General features: G+C 45.1%; 18 protein-coding genes and 2 other RNA genes. All 20 read left to right on the top strand.

Features of this window, described 5'->3' with window-relative positions:
• The first annotated feature begins 14 nt into the window (after positions 1–14).
• Entirely contained in the window at positions 15–1418 is a 1404-nt protein-coding gene (locus Q0I54_RS00600; protein ID WP_296115593.1) for a VWA-like domain-containing protein, read from the top strand.
• Between the two features lie 28 nt (positions 1419–1446).
• A complete protein-coding gene (locus Q0I54_RS00595) occupies positions 1447–2967 on the top strand; it encodes an ATP-binding protein (RefSeq protein WP_296115592.1) in 1521 nt (506 codons plus the stop codon).
• Positions 2942–4411: a leucine-rich repeat domain-containing protein gene (locus Q0I54_RS00590; RefSeq protein ID WP_296115590.1), complete on the top strand. Its 1470-nt coding sequence runs from the start codon at positions 2942–2944 to the stop codon at positions 4409–4411. The genes Q0I54_RS00595 and Q0I54_RS00590 overlap by 26 nt, the downstream gene beginning before the upstream one ends.
• A gap of 24 nt (positions 4412–4435) precedes the next feature.
• Positions 4436–5215, top strand: coding sequence for a threonine/serine exporter ThrE family protein (locus Q0I54_RS00585; protein WP_296115589.1), 780 nt, complete (start codon positions 4436–4438; stop codon positions 5213–5215).
• A 16-nt stretch (positions 5216–5231) separates the two neighbouring features.
• On the top strand, positions 5232–5669 hold the full coding sequence (locus Q0I54_RS00580; protein WP_296115588.1) for a threonine/serine exporter family protein: 438 nt from the start codon (positions 5232–5234) through the stop codon (positions 5667–5669).
• Between the two features lie 104 nt (positions 5670–5773).
• Positions 5774–6016 carry a preprotein translocase subunit SecG gene (secG, locus tag Q0I54_RS00575; RefSeq protein WP_296115587.1) on the top strand — a complete coding sequence of 81 codons (243 nt, stop codon included), beginning with the start codon at positions 5774–5776 and terminating at the stop codon, positions 6014–6016.
• Between the two features lie 123 nt (positions 6017–6139).
• Positions 6140–8287, top strand: a complete 2148-nt coding sequence (rnr, locus tag Q0I54_RS00570) for a ribonuclease R (RefSeq protein WP_296115585.1) — start codon at positions 6140–6142, stop codon at positions 8285–8287.
• Between the two features lie 145 nt (positions 8288–8432).
• Positions 8433–8900 carry an SsrA-binding protein SmpB gene (smpB, locus tag Q0I54_RS00565; RefSeq protein ID WP_021738278.1) on the top strand — a complete coding sequence of 156 codons (468 nt, stop codon included), beginning with the start codon at positions 8433–8435 and terminating at the stop codon, positions 8898–8900.
• Positions 8901–9068: 168 nt separating this feature from the next.
• Positions 9069–9413, top strand: a transfer-messenger RNA (tmRNA) gene (gene ssrA / locus Q0I54_RS00560).
• A 145-nt stretch (positions 9414–9558) separates the two neighbouring features.
• Positions 9559–10233, top strand: coding sequence for a response regulator transcription factor (locus tag Q0I54_RS00555; protein ID WP_296115673.1), 675 nt, complete (start codon positions 9559–9561; stop codon positions 10231–10233).
• Positions 10234–10358: 125 nt separating this feature from the next.
• The gene (locus tag Q0I54_RS00550; protein WP_296115583.1) at positions 10359–11828 is read left to right on the top strand and encodes a cell wall metabolism sensor histidine kinase WalK; all 1470 of its coding nucleotides are present in this window, start codon (positions 10359–10361) and stop codon (positions 11826–11828) included.
• Between the two features lie 16 nt (positions 11829–11844).
• Positions 11845–12465 carry an imidazole glycerol phosphate synthase subunit HisH gene (gene hisH, locus Q0I54_RS00545; RefSeq protein ID WP_296115581.1) on the top strand — a complete coding sequence of 207 codons (621 nt, stop codon included), beginning with the start codon at positions 11845–11847 and terminating at the stop codon, positions 12463–12465.
• A complete protein-coding gene (gene hisF / locus Q0I54_RS00540) occupies positions 12465–13226 on the top strand; it encodes an imidazole glycerol phosphate synthase subunit HisF (protein ID WP_296115580.1) in 762 nt (253 codons plus the stop codon). Before hisH ends, hisF begins: the two co-directional genes overlap by 1 nt.
• 87 nt (positions 13227–13313) lie before the next feature.
• Positions 13314–13988 (top strand): uracil-DNA glycosylase, encoded by a 675-nt coding sequence (gene ung / locus Q0I54_RS00535; protein ID WP_296115578.1) that lies wholly within the window; start codon positions 13314–13316, stop codon positions 13986–13988.
• 185 nt (positions 13989–14173) lie between these two features.
• Positions 14174–15181, top strand: a complete 1008-nt coding sequence (locus Q0I54_RS00530) for a deoxyguanosinetriphosphate triphosphohydrolase (RefSeq protein WP_296115577.1) — start codon at positions 14174–14176, stop codon at positions 15179–15181.
• Positions 15182–15307: 126 nt separating this feature from the next.
• The gene (gene dnaG / locus Q0I54_RS00525; RefSeq protein WP_296115576.1) at positions 15308–17092 is read left to right on the top strand and encodes a DNA primase; all 1785 of its coding nucleotides are present in this window, start codon (positions 15308–15310) and stop codon (positions 17090–17092) included.
• A 65-nt stretch (positions 17093–17157) separates the two neighbouring features.
• Positions 17158–18273 carry an RNA polymerase sigma factor RpoD gene (rpoD, locus tag Q0I54_RS00520; RefSeq protein ID WP_109216862.1) on the top strand — a complete coding sequence of 372 codons (1116 nt, stop codon included), beginning with the start codon at positions 17158–17160 and terminating at the stop codon, positions 18271–18273.
• 1 nt (position 18274) lies between these two features.
• The gene (locus Q0I54_RS00515) at positions 18275–19006 is read left to right on the top strand and encodes a class I SAM-dependent methyltransferase (RefSeq protein ID WP_296115575.1); all 732 of its coding nucleotides are present in this window, start codon (positions 18275–18277) and stop codon (positions 19004–19006) included.
• Positions 18987–20651 (top strand): nucleoside kinase, encoded by a 1665-nt coding sequence (locus Q0I54_RS00510; protein WP_296115573.1) that lies wholly within the window; start codon positions 18987–18989, stop codon positions 20649–20651. The genes Q0I54_RS00515 and Q0I54_RS00510 overlap by 20 nt, the downstream gene beginning before the upstream one ends.
• A gap of 29 nt (positions 20652–20680) precedes the next feature.
• Positions 20681–21019: RNase P RNA component class A (rnpB, locus tag Q0I54_RS00505), an RNA gene on the top strand; the annotation flags it as partial.

The raw sequence follows: 21019 nt of genomic DNA, 5'->3' as shown, positions 1-21019 counted from the left end.
AATGAGGAACGTGAATGGAACAGGAAAAACAAAAGACAGAAGAGGAACTTGCAGCAAAGATCATGGAATATGCCAGAGATGAGCTCATGATCTCCATGCGGTTTCTTGACAGAGCCTTATTTCGGATGCCGTTAGTGGCAGCAGACAGTGTTGCGGCTTTCGGCGTGGATGGCGCGACCATGTATTATAATCCGGGATATGTGCTGCATGCATTTAAAAAAGAAAAAAATGCCTGTACCCGGGCATTTTTACATATGATATTACACTGTATATTCAGTCATCCGTTTCAGTATGAGAAAATGGATCGGGAGTGCTGGGATCTGGCGACGGATCTTGCGGTGGAGCAGTCGATTCTGGATCTGAATCTGAAATGTGTGGAGTTGGAACGTGATGCGTCCCTGAAACGGACATTGTTGCATCTGGAGCAGAAAGTTCCGATTCTGACCGCGGAAAAAATTTACCGCTGGCTGTATGAAAATCCGGAGGAGAGCGCAGAATTTTTCCAGGAAGAGCCGCAGTTTATGTGGGATGATCATCTGAAATGGATCCCGTTGAAGGAAAATGAAGCCGGAGAGCGCAGAAATGACAGTATTACCACGGATACGAGAACAGCGATGGTGGGCTGTCACGAGGCAGATACCGGCGAGGAAGGCGAGCAGGAAGATATTGATGAAGCACTGGTGGGACAGCGCCAGGGCGATTGGCAGGATGTGAGCCAGCATGCTAAGACGGATCTGGAAATGTTTTCCCACGAACAGGGATATGGTGCCGGAAGTCTGCTGTTGAACCTGAATGCCGCGCTGCGGGAAAAATACGATTACGGCGAGTTTTTGCGGAAGTTTGCGGTTTTGGGCGAGGAAATGCATGTTAATGATGATGAATTTGACTACATTTACTATACATATGGATTGCAAATGTACAAAAATATGCCACTGGTGGAGCCATTGGAATACCGGGAAAATAAGCGAATCCGGGAGTTTGTCATTGCTATTGATACATCCGGTTCCTGCCAGGGCAAGACGGTGGAGCGGTTCCTGCGGAAAACTTACAATATTTTAAAGAGCAGTGAAAGCTATTTTGAGAGGGTCAACATTCATATCATTCAATGCGATGAGAAAATCCAGCGTGATGTGAAAGTGACTACGGATGAAGAATTTGAAAAATATATGGAAGATGTGGAACTGTGCGGTTTTGGCGGCACGGATTTCCGACCGGTGTTTGAATATGTGGATGGGCTGATTCGAAGGCATGAATTTCAGGATTTGAAAGGGCTGATATATTTTACCGATGGTCAGGGCACCTTCCCGGAGCGGATGCCGGATTATCAGACTGCATTCGTGTTTGTGCAGGAAGGCTACAGCATTCCGGAAGTACCGATATGGGCGATTCGCCTGGTGCTGGATGCAGATGACGTATAAATGAGTTACAAATGGAGGATAAACATTCATGAATATACAGGAAGCAAAGGAACAGATTGAAAAGGCCGTTCGTATTTATTTATTGAAGGATGAGTACGGCGATTACCGCATTCCGATTGAACGTCAGAGACCGGTGTTTCTGCTTGGCGCGCCGGGTATCGGAAAAACGGCAGTTATGGAGCAGATCGCACAGGAGATGGATATCGCACTGGTGTCCTATTCCATGACGCACCATACAAGACAGAGTGCGCTGGGGCTGCCATTTATCAGTCATAAAAATTATGGCGGAACAGAGTTTGACGTATCCGAATACACCATGAGTGAAATTGTGGCATCTGTGTATGAGGCCATGGAAGTGACCGGAAAGACAGAGGGAATTCTGTTTTTGGATGAGATTAACTGTGTGTCCGAGACATTGGCTCCGTCTATGCTGCAGTTTTTACAGTACAAAACCTTTGGAAAACACCAGATTCCGCAGGGCTGGGTGGTTGCAACCGCAGGAAATCCACCGCAGTTTAACCGTTCCGTTCGTGAATTTGATATCGTAACGATGGATCGTCTGAAAGTGCTGGAAGTGGAAGCAGATTATGATACTTGGCGCAAATATGCGGTCAATAGGGGTCTGCATGGCTCAATCCTGACATATCTGGATATTAAGAAAAATGATTTTTATGTTATTGAAAATACCGTGGACGGCAAATCTTATGTGACTGCCCGTGGATGGGAGGATCTGTCAGAGACCATTTATTTATATGAGGAAAACGGATTTACTGTGGATGAAGTGCTTGTTGGTCAGTATCTGCACAACAAACGGATTGCCCGGGAGTTTGCTTCTTATTATGACCTGTACCAGAAGTACAAAAAAGATTACCGTGTGGCACAGATTCTTTCCGGAAATGCCGATGCAGATGTACGCAAACGTGCAAAAAATGCAGCATTTGATGAGCGTATTTCCCTGCTTGGTCTGCTGCTGGATGCATTACAAGATAAAATTCGTAAAAACGTGGAGTTTGAGGATGCACTGCGCAGTCTGCTCCCGGTATTAAAAGAGTTAAAGGCAGAGCTTGCGGCATTTAAAGGAACAAGTTCCGAGATTCCTGGCTTGCTGGAAGCGCGGGCAGATCAGGTGCAGCTTGAGATGGAGCAGGAGGACAAAGCCAATGCTCTGTCCGGCGCAGCACGCCGCAGTTATCAGCTTATGATCCGTACACTGCAAAAAGATGCCAAAGAGCTTCGCATGCAGGACATCGAAAACGTTCAGGCAGCGTTCCAGTTTGTTAAGGAAGCATTTGACAATCAGGTGGCGGATATGAAAGCACAGAGTGAAGTGATCTGCCGTGAATTGGAAAATCTCTTTGCCTTTGTGGAAAAAATCTTTGGAACCGGCAATGAGATGCTGATTTTGGTAACAGACCTGACGGTCAATGCAAACAGCATGAAATTTATCAGCCGCAAGGGAAGCAAAGAATATTTCAAATATAACAAAAAATATCAATTGTATGAAAGACAGCAGGAAATTTCAGATGCATTGGAACAACTACAAATATAGGAAAGAAGTAGATGGAATCGTTATCGAGGAGTATAAGGGCGAAGAACTTTATATCGTGATTCCATCTGAAATTGATGGACTTCCGGTAAAAAAAATTGCGCCGGAGGCATTTAGTTCGCATGGAGCGTTGATTGAGACCATTGAAGTGCCGGGAACGGTGACGGAAATCGGGGATGGTGCCTTTAAAATGTGCATGAGTCTGGAAAAACTGATATTGCAGGACGGTGTACAAAGAATCGGTGAAAATGTGCTGCTTGTCACAGCAGTAACGGCAATGTATCTGCCGGCATCAGTATCAGAGCTGGTGCGCCCATGGGAATGGGGAAAAATTGCATTGGAAGTGGCACCGGACAATCCAAACTATTTTTCGGATGGATATGGTTTATATGAGAAACATCCGGAAGGATATGCGCTGGTGGCCGTGCGGGCAGAAGATGAGCGGGAATGTTATGAAGTTGTGCCTGGAACGGTTTGCGTAAAGCAGCATGCCTTTGAAGGACAGATGCATATTCAGCAGGTGGTGCTTCCGGAAGGTGTGCAGCAGATTGAGGAAGAAGCTTTTGAGAGCTGCCAGGCGTTACAACGGATTTCCCTGCCGGAAGGCTTGACACGGATGGGTGCAGATGCATTTCGTTGTTGTATCAAACTGGAAGGAATGGAATTGCCGGCATCTTTGAAGTGGCTGGGTGAGCATGCTCTGACAGATACTTACGGCTGGAGTCCGAGCATGAATGGTATTCAGCATATTACCGTGCAGCCGGAGAATCCGTATTTTTACAATGATGCCCATGCGTTTTACCGTCGGGGAGAACATGGCGATACGCTAATCAAATATTTTGGGAAAAATGAGACATGGAAGATTCCAAAAGAAGTGACGGAAGTCGGGCCGATGGCGTTGCGCCGTGCCAATCTGCGGGAAGTGACGATTCCGGAAACGGTGAAAAAGATACCGAAGGATGCGTTTCAGGAATGTGGTCGTCTGGAATGCATGGAAATAGAAGCAGATCAGGTGAAACTGTATGTCCCGGAAAACCCGGTGTACCGCAAGATGGAGATCAGTGGTCTGTTTTGTCAGGATGCGGATGGAAATCTACGGTATGATTATGCGGCGTATGACGCACTTTTGCAGGAATGGTCTCAGATTCTGATCCGCTGCCGGATGGCGGCGTTTCGCCTGGAATATCCGATGCAGCTTATGCCTGCACAAAAAGCGGCGTATCAGGCATTTATTTCGGAACATCTGAAAGATCTGGTTTATGATATTTGTAAAAGAGAAAGTTTAAAAGATCTGGAAGCGCTTGGAAGAGCGGGGATGATCACCGAGGCCAATATCGAGGATATGATCTCTTGGACGACAGAGTGTCATCGGGGAAAACTGACGGGGTATCTGATGGAATATCAGAGTGAACATCTTGGAACAGATGAATTTGATTTTTCACTGTAAAACGGGGAAAGGTTTTTATAAAGTATGGAAGCAATCAGAAATGAGGAAAACATGCAGCAGCTGAAAAAAGTGCAGAAATTGATCATCGGCATGGGAGAAGCGTTGCTTTGTTATGGAGCAGAGATTTCAAGAGTTGAGGAGACCATTCAGCGTGTGGCGGATCATTTTCAGGTGGAAGAAGTGGAAATGTATGTCATCACGAATGGTCTGTTTGTCAATGTGCATCAGCAGGAAGAGCATACTTCCACCAAATTGAAATATGTGCCGTCGATTTCTGTTAACATGAAGAAATTGTGCGATATCAATGAACTTTCCCGCAGGATCGAACAGGAAAATCTGTCGGTGGATACGGCGTTAAAGACGCTGAAACAGATTCGGACAGCGAAAAATGAGCCGGTGTGGGAACTGGTACTTTCCTCCGGTGTCGGTGCTGCGGCTTTTGGTTTCCTGTTTGGTGGAAGTATGTGGGATTGTCTGGCAGCGTTTGTGTGCGGTGTGATCCTGCAGATGTTTTTTTCTTTCCTGGAGGCGAAACAGGTCAATATTTCAAAAGTATTGCTGGATATTAGTGGCGGATTGATTGTCACGATTCTTTGCGTGATCCTGCAGCGGATCGGTGTGTCGGATCATTTGGATCTGGCCATTGCCGGGGCAATCATTCCAATGATTCCCGGAGTAGCGTTTACCAATGGAATCCGCGATATTGTGGATGGTGATTATCTGTCGGGATGCGTCCGGCTTCTGGATGCAATTCTTGTGTTTTGTTCCATTGCCATTGGCGTGGGACTGGGATTGAAACTGTAGCGGGGAGGAAGAAAATATGTTGATCAATGCAATCGGGCAGCTTGCAGCTGCGTTTCTTGCAACTGTCGCCTTTTCTGTGCTGTTTCATGTGCCAAAAAAGCAGTACATTGTCTGTGGAATTACAGGAACCCTTGGCTGGCTGGTATATTTGCTGGTGAAACTTAGATTTTCTAACACCATTGCCTGTTTTGCGGCGACCGTGGTGATTGTGTTCTGCGCGCGGCTGTTTGCAGTGTGGAGAAAGGTTCCGTCGAACGTTTTCATGATTTCCGGAATTTTTCCAATCGTGCCGGGAATCGGTATTTACAATACGATTTATGATATTATGATCGGGGATGCTGCGGCGGCTATGACAAGTGGTTTGGAGACATTTAAAGCAGTGGCAGCAATCGTGCTCGGAATCGTGTGTGTCTTTGTGATTCCAAATAAATGGTTCCGAGGATTGAAACTGTAAATAAAAAAATATTGATTTTTCTGGTGATACATGGTATCATATCTATCAGTTATGGTTATAGGTGTGTTATGACCATTTAATTTATACCGCAGGAGGTGGATATCGTGGAAATCGCAAGAACAATCATACAGATCGTATTTATTATATTAAGTATTATCATGACAGTTATCGTATTGATGCAGGAAGGTAAGAATAACGGACTGGGAGCTTTGACCGGTTCATCCGATACTTATTGGAGCAAGAACAAAGGACGTTCTATGGAAGGAATGCTTGTAAAGATCACAAGAGTTCTTCTGGCACTGTTCCTTATTGTTTCTGCAGTACTGACAATTGGACGTTTTCAGTAAGAATACCTAAGAGGCTGTCGTTTTACGACAGCCTTTTGTTGTTTGATAGGAAATTTAGTATCAAATAACAGCACTTCGTGCAAACGATGCACTTTTTCTGTATTTCATATGAGGATAGAATAGATGAAGAAAGAATTATTAGAAGAGAGAAAACAAATTGTATATGAACTGATCTGCGATGATCTGTATGTGCCGATGAAGGCAAAAGAAATCGCAATCCTAATGAATGTGCCAAAAGCGCAGCGCCATGAACTACAGGAAGTATTGGATGCACTGGTGGCAGAGGGCAAAGTTGAGGTGTCCACAAAGGGAAAATATACAAAAGGCACCAGCCCGAACCTGACTGGTGTATTTACTGCGCATGCCCGTGGTTTTGGATTTGTCACCATTGAGGGTGAGGATGAAGATATTTTTATTTCGGAAAGCAATACAAATGGAGCCATTCAGGATGATGTGGTACAGATTGCGCTGGTTCCATCCAGTGGAAAACGCAGAGAAGGCAAAGTAGTAAAAATCGTGGATCATGGTTTAAAGACCGTGGTTGGTACATTTGATAAAAACAAGACGTTTGGTTTTGTACGACCGGATAATCCGAGGATCAATATGGATATTTTTGTGCCAGTGGAGCGTTCTAAAGGTGCTGTGACTGGACATAAAGTGGTAGTGGAACTGACTTCTTACGGTGGAAAAGGCAAGAAACCGGAGGGAAAAGTTATTGAGATCATCGGTCATGAAAATGACCCGGGTACGGACATTATGTCTTTGGTGCGTGCCTACGGACTTCCAGTGGAATTTCCGGAAAAAGTGCTGAATCAGGCAGAGCGTGTCTCAAAAGATGTGACTTCTGCGGATATGGCAGGACGTATGGATCTCAGAGACTGGCAGACCGTTACCATTGATGGTGAGGATGCCAAAGATTTAGATGATGCAGTGACACTGACCAGAGATGGTGATTTCTGGCAGCTTGGTGTGCATATTGCAGATGTGACAAACTATGTGCAGGAGCATAGCGCGCTGGATGTAGAAGCGTTGAAACGTGGCACAAGTGTTTATCTGGTGGATCGCGTGATTCCAATGCTGCCGCATACGTTATCCAATGGAATCTGTTCTCTGAATCAGGGCGAGGATCGACTGACTTTAAGCTGTATTATGAAAATTGATGCAAAAGGAAACATTGTGGATCATCGTATTGCAGAATCTGTCATCAACGTTGACCGCCGCATGAGCTATACGGATGTAAATAAAATTATTACGCTGAAAGATCCGGAAAAAACAGAAGAGTATAGAGATTTTGTGCAGATGTTTTTTGATATGAAGGAAGTGGCAGATATGCTGCGTGCAAAACGTCGGAAACGTGGCTCCATTGATTTTGATTTTCCGGAGACAAAGGTAATTTTAGATTGTCAGGGACACCCAGTGGAGATTAAGCCATATGACCGTAATCCAGCGACAAAAATCATTGAGGACTTTATGCTGGCAGCAAATGAGACTGTTGCACAGGATTATTTCTGGCAGGAAATTCCATTTGTGTACCGTACGCATGAAGTGCCAGATACAGAAAAAATCAAAAAACTGAGTACCTTTATCAATAATTTTGGATATCATATCCACATGGGTTCTGATGAGGTGCATCCGAAAGAATTGCAGAAACTTCTTGCAAAAATAGAAGATACCCCGGTGGAGGGATTGATTTCCCGTCTGACACTACGTTCCATGAAGCAGGCGAAATATAGTGTAGAATGTGTGGGACATTTCGGACTGGCAGCGCAGTATTACTGTCATTTCACCTCACCGATCCGCCGTTATCCGGATCTGCAGATCCATCGGATCATTAAGGACAGCCTGCGTGGAAGGATGAATGAAAAGCGGATGGAGCATTACTGGAAAATCCTTCCGGGCGTGGCACAGCAGGCAAGCCAGTTGGAACGCCGGGCAGATGAGGCAGAGCGCGAGACTATAAAAATGAAAAAAGTAGAATACATGGAAAGTCGTATCGGAAATGAGTACGAGGGCGTTATTTCTGGTATTACAAATTATGGCCTGTATGTGGAACTTCCAAACACGGTAGAAGGCATGGTGCATGTCACAACGCTGCGCGGAGATTACTATAATTATATTGAAAGTACCTACGAGATGGTGGGTGAGAATACCGGAAAAAGCTATAAACTCGGACAGACGGTAAAAATCCGTGTGATCGGTACAGATAAGCTGGTGCGCAGAATTGATTTTGAATTGGTGGAACCAAAAAAATCTGATGTCGAAGAAGCATAAAATAGAAATATTATTTTTGGTGGAAATTTTAAATGTAGACCTGCAATCTCAGTTGGAAAAGTACCTGTTTGGGTAATCCGGAACAGATATTTCGGGCTGAGATAAAAGAATTTTAGCAGAGGCAGAAAGTATAGAGAGAAAAATTATGGGAAAAGACAGATATAAATTAGTCGCAAATAATAAAAAAGCATATCATGATTATTTTATTGATGAGACATATGAGGCAGGAGTAGCTTTGCACGGAACGGAAGTAAAATCTGTGCGTATGGGAAAATGCAGTGTCAAAGAATCCTTTATCCGAATAGAGAATGGAGAAGTGATCGCATATGGATTGCATATCAGCCCATACGAAAAGGGAAACATTTTCAATCGGGACCCGCTGCGTCCGAAAAAACTGCTGCTTCATAAATATGAGATCAATAAGCTGGCAGGAAAAATCGCAGAGAAAGGATATACACTGGTTCCACTGAAGGTTTATATCAAAGGGGATCTGATCAAAGTCGAGATCGGACTTGCCCGTGGTAAAAAACTGTACGATAAACGTCAAGATATCGCGAAGAAAGATCAGCGGCGTGAAGTGGAACGTGAATTTAAAGTGAAGAACCTGTATTAACTATTGCTGTAACGAATGATGTTTTTTTGATCGAAGTTTAGAAAAAAGAAAATAAACTGTTGGTTTAGACAGAGGCTTTTCTCTTGACGAACCGAAAAAAATCCCATATAATAACAAAGATCAGAAGGATAAGTTTCTGATAACTGGCATGATCCGCCGAAGTGATTCGGGGATGTACTGGTTTCGACGGGGTTTTAAAAGCCGGAGAAGCGAGCCGTATGAAATGCGTTAAATTTCAAATCTAAATATAAACGCTGATAATAATAAATTAGCACTGGCTGCCTAAGTTGCAGCTTGTCTGACCGGGAGCACCTGCACTTTCGGACCCAGGCATCGACCATGCAGGAAACGACTTATACAAAGCTTTGCGTATAAGGGCGTAATATGAAGCTACTGAAACCGAAAACCGGTTACTGGGTGTTCGGCAGAGGGAATGTCAATACAGTGACTACGCTCGTAGAAGTACGGTGGCTGGAATTTCGGACAGGGGTTCGATTCCCCTCATCTCCATACATGACACTGGAAGCTCAGTCGCTTTCGGTGTCATTTTTGGTTTTTTCAGTATATAAGTTTGTGATTTCCATAAAATAGACACATTTATCAGATATACTCGAACAAATAAAATAGACATAGATATAGAAGACCGGAGGGACTTATGATGGATAAATTAAAAATTCTTGTGGTTGATGATGAAAGTAGAATGCGCAAGCTGGTACGCGATTTTCTGGTAAAACACGATTTTGATGTAGTGGAAGCCGGAGATGGTGAGGAAGCGCTGGATCTGTTTTATGAGGACAAAGACATAGCATTGATCATTCTGGATGTCATGATGCCGAAAATGAATGGCTGGGAAGTCTGCCGTGAGATCCGGGAGTCATCCAAAGTGCCGATCATTATGCTGACGGCGAAAAGTGATGAGAGCGATGAACTGATGGGCTTTGAACTTGGTGTGGATGAGTATATTTCAAAACCGTTTTCACCGAAGATTCTTGTGGCACGTGTAGAAGCAATCCTGCGTCGTACGAATCAGCTCAGTGTTGAAGGAAGTCTTGAAATTGGTGGTATCTGTCTGGATAAAAATGCACATACCGTAACGATTGACGGAAAAAATGTTGAGATGAGTTTCAAAGAATTTGAACTGCTTACCTATTTTATGGAAAATGTGGGAATTGCGCTGTCTCGTGAAAAAATCCTGAATCATGTATGGAATTATGATTATTTTGGCGATGCAAGAACCATTGATACCCATGTTAAAAAGTTGCGTAGCAAGCTGGGGGACAAAGGCGAATACATAAAGACCATATGGGGCATGGGATATAAGTTTGAGGTTTGACAAAGAATGATGCCCCATATGGTCTAAACCCCTCAATGGTTATAAGATGCGCATTCGCGCCCATATCAGACAAGCTGATATGTCAATGGGGCATGGGATATAAGTTTGAGGTATAAAGGAGTATTATGAAAAAACATTCTCTGACGCGGCAGGTCACTTCCATTGTCAGCCTGCTGGTAGCAGGGGCAATTCTGCTTTGCTGGGTGTTGAACACCACGTTGTTACCGCGTTATTATATGCACAATAAAAAGAATCTTCTGATGGAAAATTATGAGACGATTTCCAATGCCAGTGAACAGGATAAGCTGGAATCGGATGAGTTTACCGTAACTTTTGATAATCTGTGTTCCAACGGTAATATTATGACACTGATCTTGCAACCGGACGGAAAAGTTTTGCGTTCTTCTGTCAATGATCTGGATACCTTGCGGGGAGAACTCTGGAATGTTTTGCTTCATACGGATGATATGGAAGTGCTGTATTCCAATGATCAGTATCAGTTGCTGCGCAAGAACGATACCCGTCTGGATTCCGAATATCTGGTGCTGGTGGGTGTACTGGAAAATGGCGATATGATACTGATGCGTACGGCAGTGGAAAGCATCAGGGAAAGTGCGGCTATTTCCAATCGATTTTTGCTGTTTGTGGGAGCGGCAGCTATCGTGTCAAGTCTGTTGGTGGCATTTTTTACAACGAGACATATTACAAAACCGTTGCAACAGTTGACGGATATTTCCAAACGAATGGTAGATCTGGATTTCAATGCAAAATACGAAAGCAATCGTTCGAACAGTTATGAAGTGGAAGAACTGGGAAATCATATCAACCGTTTATCGGAAAATCTGGAACGGACGATTTCTGAGTTGAAAACTGCTAACGTGGAACTGCAGGATGATATTGAAAAGAAGATACAGATCGATGAGATGCGAAAAGAATTTTTGTCCAATGTATCTCATGAATTAAAGACACCGCTGGCACTGATTCAGGGCTATGCGGAAGGTCTTCAGGAATGCATCAATGATGACGCGGAAAGTCGAGAGTTTTACTGTGATGTTATTATTGATGAGGCAGATAAAATGAATCGTATGGTCAAGAAACTCCTGACTTTGAATCAGTTGGAATTTGGCAACGATCAAGTAGTCATGGAGCGTTTTGATATGACAGAACTGATCCGTGGCGTGGCAAATTCGACTAAAATTCTGATGGAACAGAAAGGTATTCATCTGGAGTTGGAGAATTCGGAAGAAGCCTGGGTATGGGGGGATGAATTTAAAGTAGAAGAAGTCATTACGAACTACATGAGCAACGCCATCAACCATGCGGACGGAGAAAAAGTGATCCGTGTGTTCTACACACGTTTCGAAGATAAATTGCGTGTCAGCGTATTCAACACCGGTCAGCTGATTCCGGAGGAAGATATTGATAAAATCTGGGTGAAATTCTACAAAGTAGACAAGGCGCGGACGAGAGAATACGGCGGCAGCGGCATCGGTCTGTCCATTGTAAAAGCAATTATGGATTCCTTCCACCAGCAGTGTGGTGTGATCAACCATGAAGATGGTGTGGAATTCTGGATGGAACTGAACACAAAGTAGAGGGAGAGTGAAAAAGATGATTGCAATTATCGACTATGATGCGGGCAACTTAAAAAGCGTGGAAAAAGCGCTGGCACATATCGGAGAGGAGAGTGTGATCACCCGTGATTTTCAGACGATTCTGAATGCTGATAAGGTAATCCTGCCTGGCGTTGGTTCCTTTGGTGATGCCATGGCAAATCTGAAACGTCTGGAGCTGGACAAAGTTATTTGTGAATTAAACGAGAAACAGACACCGTTTCTTGGAATCTGTCTGGGACTGCAGCTGCTTTTTGAGAGCAGCGAAGAAAGCCCGGGTGTGGAAGGACTTAGTCTGTTAAAAGGCCAGATCCGACGCATTCCGGATAAAGAGGGATTAAAGATTCCGCATATCGGCTGGAATTCCCTGGACTTCCATAACAATGGCAGATTATTTGCCGGAATGGAAGAACACCCGTATGTATATTTCGTTCATTCTTATTATCTGCATGCAGAGGAGCCTGAAATTGTGAAGGCAACTACGGAGTACAGTACATGTATTCATGCATCCGTGGAGAAAGGCAACCTGTTTGCCTGCCAGTTCCATCCGGAGAAAAGCAGTACCGTGGGATTGCAGATCTTGAAAAACTTTGCAGAAATCGAAGGAGGGCGTGCATAATGTTTACAAAAAGAATTATTCCGTGCCTGGATGTCAATAACGGCCGTGTGGTAAAGGGCGTTAATTTTGTGAATTTGAGAGATGCGGGAGATCCGGTGGAAATCGCAGCGGCTTACGATAAAGCGGGTGCAGATGAGGTCGTTTTTCTTGATATTACCGCTTCTTCCGATGCCAGAAATACCGTTGTTGATATGGTGCGAAAAGTGGCAGAAAATGTATTTATCCCGTTTACAGTCGGTGGTGGTATCCGTACCGTTGATGACTTTCGTGCATTGTTGAGAGAGGGCGCGGACAAAATTTCGATTAACTCATCTGCCATCAACACACCGAATCTGATTTCCGATGCAGCAGACAAATTTGGCAGTCAGTGCGTGGTTGTTGCGATTGATGCCCGCCGAAGAGAGGACGGAAGTGGATGGAATATTTATAAAAACGGTGGAAGAATCGATGTTGGAATCGATGCTGTGGAATGGGCCATGAAAGTGGATAAGCTGGGCGCCGGAGAAATCCTTCTGACCAGCATGGACTGTGACGGCACAAAGTCCGGTTATGATCTGGAACTGACCCGCCTGATCGCAGAAAATGTATCCATTCCGGTGATCGCATCTGGCGGCGCAGGCACAAAAGAACATTTTTATGAAGCACTGACCGAAGGAAAGGCGGATGCGGCACTGGCAGCATCCCTGTTCCATTATAAAGAGCTGGAGATCATGGAACTGAAAAATTATCTGGCAGAAAAAGGCGTATCTGTGCGCCGTTAGAGAATGACTGGCACAAATCAAATATAGAAAAGAGTTTCTGCAAAAATATCTTGTTTGCAGAAATATCAGGAATCGAGGGGAGAGAGTATGCCACCAATTACAAATGACTGGCAGCAGCCATTGGCAGAAGAATTTAAAAAACCATATTACAAAGATTTATATAAAAAAGTGTTGGAAGAATATCGGACGAGACAGATTTTTCCAAATCCGGACGATATTTTTAACGCTTTTCATCTGACACCGTTAAAGGATGTCAAAGTTGTGATTCTTGGACAGGATCCATATCACAATGACGGACAGGCGCACGGACTCTGTTTTTCTGTAAAACCGGATGTGGAAGTGCCGCCGTCTCTGGTAAACATTTATCAGGAGCTGCATGATGATCTGGGCTGCAAGATCCCAAATAACGGATATCTGGTAAAATGGGCGAAACAGGGGGTACTGATGCTGAATACCGTACTTACCGTGCGGGCGCATCAGGCCAATTCTCATCGCGGCATCGGGTGGGAGCAGTTTACCGATGCGGTCATCCGTGCAGTCAATGCGCAGGATCGTCCCATCGTATTTTTGCTTTGGGGACGTCCGGCGCAGATGAAAAAAAGCATGCTGGATAATCCGAAACATCTGATACTGGAAGCACCGCATCCAAGCCCACTGTCAGCGTATCGTGGATTTTTCGGATGCAAGCATTTCAGCCAGACAAATGCTTTCCTGGAGAAAAACGGAATCGAACCCATCGACTGGCAGATCGAGGATGTGTAATGAGCAAAAAGAAAGCTTTGAAAAAGCGATTTTGTGAATGTGGGCTCTGAAGAAAAAAATATTAAAAAAATTAATATAAAAAAAGGAAACAGGAAAGAAACACGGAAAATATAAAGTAGGATGTCTTTCGTTTTATATCATTTTTATAAAATCTTGTGGTAAGATACAGGGAGTATAACAAGCGTATGACAATTCGTGAACAGATGGAATTATCAGAACGTACATATTTGAGTCCTTATGCAACCTTGAGCCAGAATTCAAGAGGACGTGACAGAGAAGAACCGGAATGCGATATTCGTCCGGTTTTTCAGCGTGACCGTGACCGGATTCTGCATTGCAAATCTTTTCGAAGATTGAAGCATAAGACACAGGTGTTTTTATCTCCGCAGGGAGATCACTATCGCACCCGTCTGACCCATGCACTGGAAGTGTCACAGAATGCCCGAACCATCGCAAAGGCACTCCGGCTGAATGAATCGTTGGTGGAAGCAATCGCGCTGGGCCATGATCTGGGACATACGCCTTTTGGTCATGCCGGTGAGGGAATGCTCAACGAGCTGTGCGAAGGTGGTTTCAAGCATAATGAGCAGAGTGTGCGTATCGTGGAAAAGCTGGAGAAAGAGGGAAAAGGACTGAACCTGACCTGGGAAGTCCGGGATGGAATCCTGAATCACCAGACCAGCCTGATGCCTTCCACACTGGAAGGGAAAATTGTGCGTTTATCTGACAAAATTGCATATATTAATCATGATATTGACGATGCCATCCGGGCACAGGTGCTTCGGGAGGATGACATTCCGTTAGAATACAGGGAAATCCTTGGATTTGACACAAGAGAACGACTGAACACGCTGATCCATGATATCATTTACCAGAGCTGGGATAAAGATGATATCTGCATGTCGGAGGATGTGGCGAAAGCCATGCAGGGACTGCGTCAGTTTATGTTTCAGAGTGTATACACCAACCCGGTTGCGAAGGGGGAGGAGACAAAGGCTAAGGAGCTGCTTGAACGTTTGTTTGTGTATTATCTGAAGCATATCAATTTGCTGCCGTCTTATTACCTGCAGATGCTGGAAGATGGCGAGGAAAATGACAGAGTGGTCTGTGATTACATCGCCGGAATGACGGATCAGTATGCGTTGGCCAAATACAGTGAGTATTTTATGCCAAAATCCTGGCAGGTTTACTAAATGATAGACAAGAATGTCGTTTTATAATAGGAAAACAGATTCAAGTCGAACGTATGTGAGGCTTGCTGTGGTTTGCCACTTGCAGAAGTGGGAGTTAAAACTCAAACTGAGATAAAGGAAGGTATTATGGCTTACTATTCCGATGAACTGATTGAAGAAGTGCGTTCCCGAAATGACGTGGTGGATGTCATTTCCGGTTATGTGCGTCTTCAGAAACGAGGAAGTACGTATTTTGGACTCTGTCCTTTCCATAATGAAAAGACACCGTCCTTTTCTGTCTCTCCGGGCAAACAGATGTATTACTGTTTTGGATGCGGGGCAGGCGGAAACGTCTTCACATTTATGATGCAATATGAAAATTTTACATTTCAGGAGGCCATGCAGAGTCTGGCAGACCGCGCCGGCATTGAACTGCCAAAGCAGGAGATGACCGCAGCACAGCGGGAAGCTGCCGATAAGCGCAGCAAACTTCTGGAAGTGAATAAAGTGGCGGCAAAGTATTTTTACATGCTGTTGCGAAGCCCGCAGGGAGCACATGCCCTGCAGTATTTTGAGGAACGTCAGCTCAGCAAGGAGACGATGCAACATTTCGGTCTGGGTTATTCCAATAAATTCAGTGACGATCTGTATCAGTATCTGAAAAAACAGGGCTACGAGGACGATCTGCTCAAAGACAGCGGTCTGGTGACCATCGACGAACGCCGGGGCGGGTATGACAAATTCTGGAACCGGGCGATGTTTCCTATCATGGATGCCAATAACCGTGTCATTGGATTTGGTGGACGAGTCATGGGTGAGGGAGAACCCAAGTACCTGAACTCTCCGGAAACCGTGATCTTTGACAAGAGCCGAAATCTGTACGGACTGAATTTTGCCCGTGCTTCCCGCAGACCGCATATTTTGCTCTGCGAGGGATATATGGATGTGATCGCACTGCATCAGGCAGGGTTTGACAATGCGGTGGCTTCTCTTGGAACGTCCTTTACTTCAGGTCACGCAAATCTGCTGAAACGGTACACGAAGGAAGTGTATCTGACTTTCGATAGTGATGGTGCCGGAGTGAAAGCCGCACTGCGCGCCATTCCGATCCTGAAGGAGGCGGGATTGACGGCAAAAGTCATCAACATGCGACCGTATAAGGATCCGGATGAATTTATCAAAGCCCTGGGTGCGGAAGAATATCAGAAGCGTATCGATGATGCGGAAAACAGTTTTATGTATGAAGTACGGATGCTTGAGCGTGATTACAATCTGGCAGATCCGGAAAGCAAGACAGAATTTTTCTATGCCGTTGCCCGGAAAATTCTGAATTTTGAGGAAGAACTGGAACGGGAAAATTATATTGAGGCGGTGGCTGCCAAATACCAGATTGGTTTTGAACAGCTGCGGTCATTGGTTCGCTCGGAGGGAACGAGAGGCGGCCTGACAAAAGAGCGGGAGCGCACGACGTTAAAGAGCGGGATTAATGAAAAGAAGAAAAAAGAGGATGGCATGAAGCAGTCGCAGCGGCTGTTTCTGACATGGCTGATCGAAGACGAGCGGTTATTTGATCTGACAGAGAACTATATCGGACCGGAAGATTTTACAGAAGAGATTTTTCAAGAAGTGGCGCAGCTTTTGTATGAGCAGCATGCCCAGGGAGAGATCAATCCTGCGCAGATCATCAGCCGGTTTACCGATGAAGAACAGCAGCGGGAGGCAGCAGCCCTGTTTCACGCACGCCTGCATCCGGTGGAAACCAGACAGGAAAAAGAAAAAGCATTAAAAGAAACGATTCTCAGGATTAAGAAAAACAGCATGGATGCGCGCTCCAGGAATCTGGATCCAATGGATCTGACCGGTTTGCAGAAGCTGATCGCAGACAAACAACAGCTGGCGCAGCTGCAGAAAATGCATATTTCGATTGATTGAGGACAAACTATACAGACTAAAAACATGGAAGGATGAACAAAATGGCAGAGAAAAACGATCAGAAAATGAGAGAAAGAGCTGAGCGCGCAGAAAAATTCCAGGCGAAACTCCAGGAACTGCTGGCGCTGGCAAAAAAGAAAAAAAATATGCTCGAGTATCAGGAAATCAATGACCATTTCAAAGATTTTGCCCTGAGTCCGGAGCAGATTGACAAGATTCTGGATTTCCTGGAGGCAAACCATGTCGATGTCCTTCGTATTACGGATGATGATGACGATATCCTCATCGATGACGAGGATGTGGAAAATGATGTGGAGATGGAAAAAATCGATCTGTCCGTACCAGATGGCGTAAGTATCGAGGATCCGGTTCGTATGTATTTAAAAGAGATCGGTAAAGTTCCGCTGCTGACTGCGGAGGAAGAAATAGAGCTTGCAAAACGCATGGAACTTGGCGATGAGGAGGCGAAAAAACGTCTGGCAGAGGCAAACCTGCGACTTGTTGTAAGTATTGCAAAGCGTTATGTGGGACGTGGTATGCTGTTCCTTGACCTGATACAGGAAGGAAACCTTGGTCTGATCAAGGCTGTAGAGAAGTTTGATTATAGAAAAGGCTATAAATTCAGTACCTATGCAACCTGGTGGATCCGTCAGGCCATCACCCGTGCCATTGCGGATCAGGCCCGTACCATCCGTATTCCGGTGCATATGGTTGAGACGATCAATAAGCTGATCCGTGTGTCCAGACAGTTACTGCAGGAGCTTGGCCGTGAACCTACTCCGGAAGAAATTGCAGAAGAGATGAATATGCCGGTAGAACGTGTACGTGAAATCTTAAAGATTTCCCAGGAGCCGGTATCCTTAGAGACTCCGATCGGCGAAGAGGAGGACAGTCATTTAGGTGACTTTATTCAGGATGATAATGTACCGGTTCCGGCAGATGCAGCAGCATTTACCCTGTTAAAAGAGCAGCTGGTAGAAGTTTTAAGCACACTGACAGACCGTGAGCAGAAAGTACTGCGACTGCGTTTCGGACTGGATGACGGACGTGCGCGTACACTGGAAGAAGTTGGAAAAGAATTCAACGTTACCCGTGAGCGTATTCGTCAGATCGAAGCAAAAGCACTGCGGAAATTGCGCCATCCGAGCCGCAGCAGAAAATTAAAGGATTATCTGGACTAATATGGCGATTCGTTTATCAAAGCGGCTGATGGCACTGGCTGAACTGATCACACCGGGGAAGCGTCTGGCAGATATCGGAACGGATCACGGTTACATACCGATTTATCTGTGTCAGAAAAACGTGATTCCGTCAGCCATTGCCATGGATATTGGAAAAGGACCGTTGCAGCAGGCAACGGCACATATCGGACAGCAGGGGTTGTCGGACAGAATCGAAACCCGTCTGTCGGATGGACTGGCTGCATTGCAGCCGGGAGAGGCAGACTCTATTCTGATCGCAGGAATGGGCGGTGGTCTGGTGATGAAGATCCTTTCAGAGGGAGCGCATGCGCTGACCGGTGAGGAGGAACTGATCCTGCAGCCGCAGTCAGAGATTGCGCAGGTGCGCCAGTATCTGCGTGCGCATGGCATGCAGATCGTGGAAGAGGAAATGATTCTTGAAGACGGGAAATATTATCCAATGATGAAAGTGATACAGGGAAAAGAGCCTGTTTCAATAGATGATTCTTTGGATGAGCAGGTGGAAGATGCGTTTGGACCTGTATTATTGCAAAAAAAACATCCGGTCTTACTGGAGTGGCTGGGGCGGGAACTTCGCACGGTGGATTCTGTAAGTGAGCAGTTGGCTTCGCAGCCGGAAAATGAGCGGATCAGCATCCGCATGGCGCAGGTACAGGAGAAGAAGCAGTTGATTCTGGAGGCGTTAAAAAGATATGGGACAGCAGACATGTAGCATTATAATTCAGGGAACAAAGCGGGAGTATCCGAAAGATACCACATTTCAGCAGATTGCAGATGAATATCAGAAGGCATATACGGATGATATTGTGCTGGTGAAGTTTCAGCATGATCTCAGAGAACTGAGTCAGTCTGTTTTGCGGGACGGAGAGCTGGAATTTATCACAACCGCACAGAAACCGGGCAAAGATACCTATCGGAGAAGTGTGACACTTCTGATGGAGGCTGCAGCCTGGAAGTTATATCCAAATCTGGAACTTCTGGTGCAGCATTCTATCGGACAGGGATATTACTGTGAATTCCGGTATCATGGATCTATTTCCGTGCCGGATCAGAAGATGCTGCAGGCATTGAAGGAAAAAATGCTTAGTTATGTGGCAGCAGATCTTCCAATCGTAAAATACAATATGAATACACAGGATGCATCGGCAAGGTTTAAAGAAATGGGACGGATGGATAAAGTGCGCCTGATGCGCTACCGTCGCAGTTCCAGGGTGAATGTTTATGAACTGCAGGGATTTCCGGATTACTATTATGGATATATGGTGCCAAGCACCGGTTATCTGAACTATTTTGATCTGATTTCTTATCAGAATGGATTTATGCTGATGTTCCCGGACAAAAATACCAGGAATGTAACAGAGTTTGCTGCATCGGATAAATTATTTACAACACTGAACGATTCTGCACAGTGGGGCATTGATATGGGAATCCGTACTGTTGGTGAACTCAATGACGTGATTGCTTCCGGTCGGATCCAGGATATGATCCTGGTGCAGGAATCCTATATGGAGCAGAAAATCGGTGATATCGCGGAGACGATTGCGGCAGACCGCAGAAAGAAATTTGTATTGATCGCAGGACCGTCGTCTTCCGGAAAAACAACATTTTCCCACAGGTTATCTATTCAGATGACAGCCCATGGGTTAAAACCTCACCCGATTTCACTGGATGATTTTTATTGTAATCGGGAGGAAACACCGCTGGATGAGAATGGCGAGTACGATTTTGAATGTCTGGAAGCGCTTGATATTCCTTTATTTAATCAGTGTATGACAGAACTGCTTGCCGGAAAAGAAGTGACACTTCCAGTATTTAATTTCAAGACAGGTCATCGGGAATACCGCCAGAAACCGTTGCGGATGGGAGCGGATGATGTGCTTGTTATTGAGGGGATTCACGGATTGAACGAAAAGCTTTCCTATGAATTGCCGAAAGAAAATAAATATAAAATTTATATCAGTGCATTGACACAGTTAAATATTGACGATCATAATAATCTGTCCACAGCGGACGGACGATTGATTCGGCGCATGGTGCGGGATGCCCGCACAAGGAACACCACAGCCCGGGAAACACTGGCCAGATGGAGTTCTGTACGGCGCGGAGAAGAGAAAAATATCTTTCCATATCAGGAAGAAGCGGACGTAATGTTTAATTCGGCCTTGATTTATGAATTATCTGTGTTAAAATTATATGCGGAGCCTTTGCTCTTTTCCATCGAGCCGGATTGCCCGGAATATCCGGAGGCAAAAAAGCTGTTGAAATTCCTAGATTATTTCCTTCCGGTTCCGGGAGAAAATATCGGACACAATTCGATTTTGCGGGAATTCATCGGTGGAAGCTGTTTTCATGTATAACAGTATAAAATAATTAAAAAATTACAATTCAAGTAAGACAAATGATCGCGGCTGCAAGTGTCGAAAGACCGCAGGTGAGGAAAGTCCGGGCTTCACAGGGCAGGATGCCGGATAACATCCGGTGGAGGCGACTCCAAGGACAGTGCAACAGAAATATACCGCGTTAGCAATGAGCCATGCGCAGACACCTATTCAGCAGATTTTTGAGTAAGCTGGCTTACAGAGAAAATTTGATGAATACGGGGCTGGATACGGCGAATGCCGTGTATCGAAAATTGCAGGGCAATTTGAGAGATCGCATGGCGGAGTGAAACAGGATTCTGTGTATCGCTCATTGTTAATGTAAGGGTGGAATGGCAGTGTAAGAG

Origin of the sequence: uncultured Eubacterium sp., from assembly GCF_934295145.1 — a bacterium.
In the GTDB taxonomy this organism is placed as follows: domain Bacteria; phylum Bacillota; class Clostridia; order Lachnospirales; family Lachnospiraceae; genus Eubacterium_I.
Note: the sequence above shows the minus strand (reverse complement) of the source record. Positions and strands in the feature narration are given on the sequence as shown.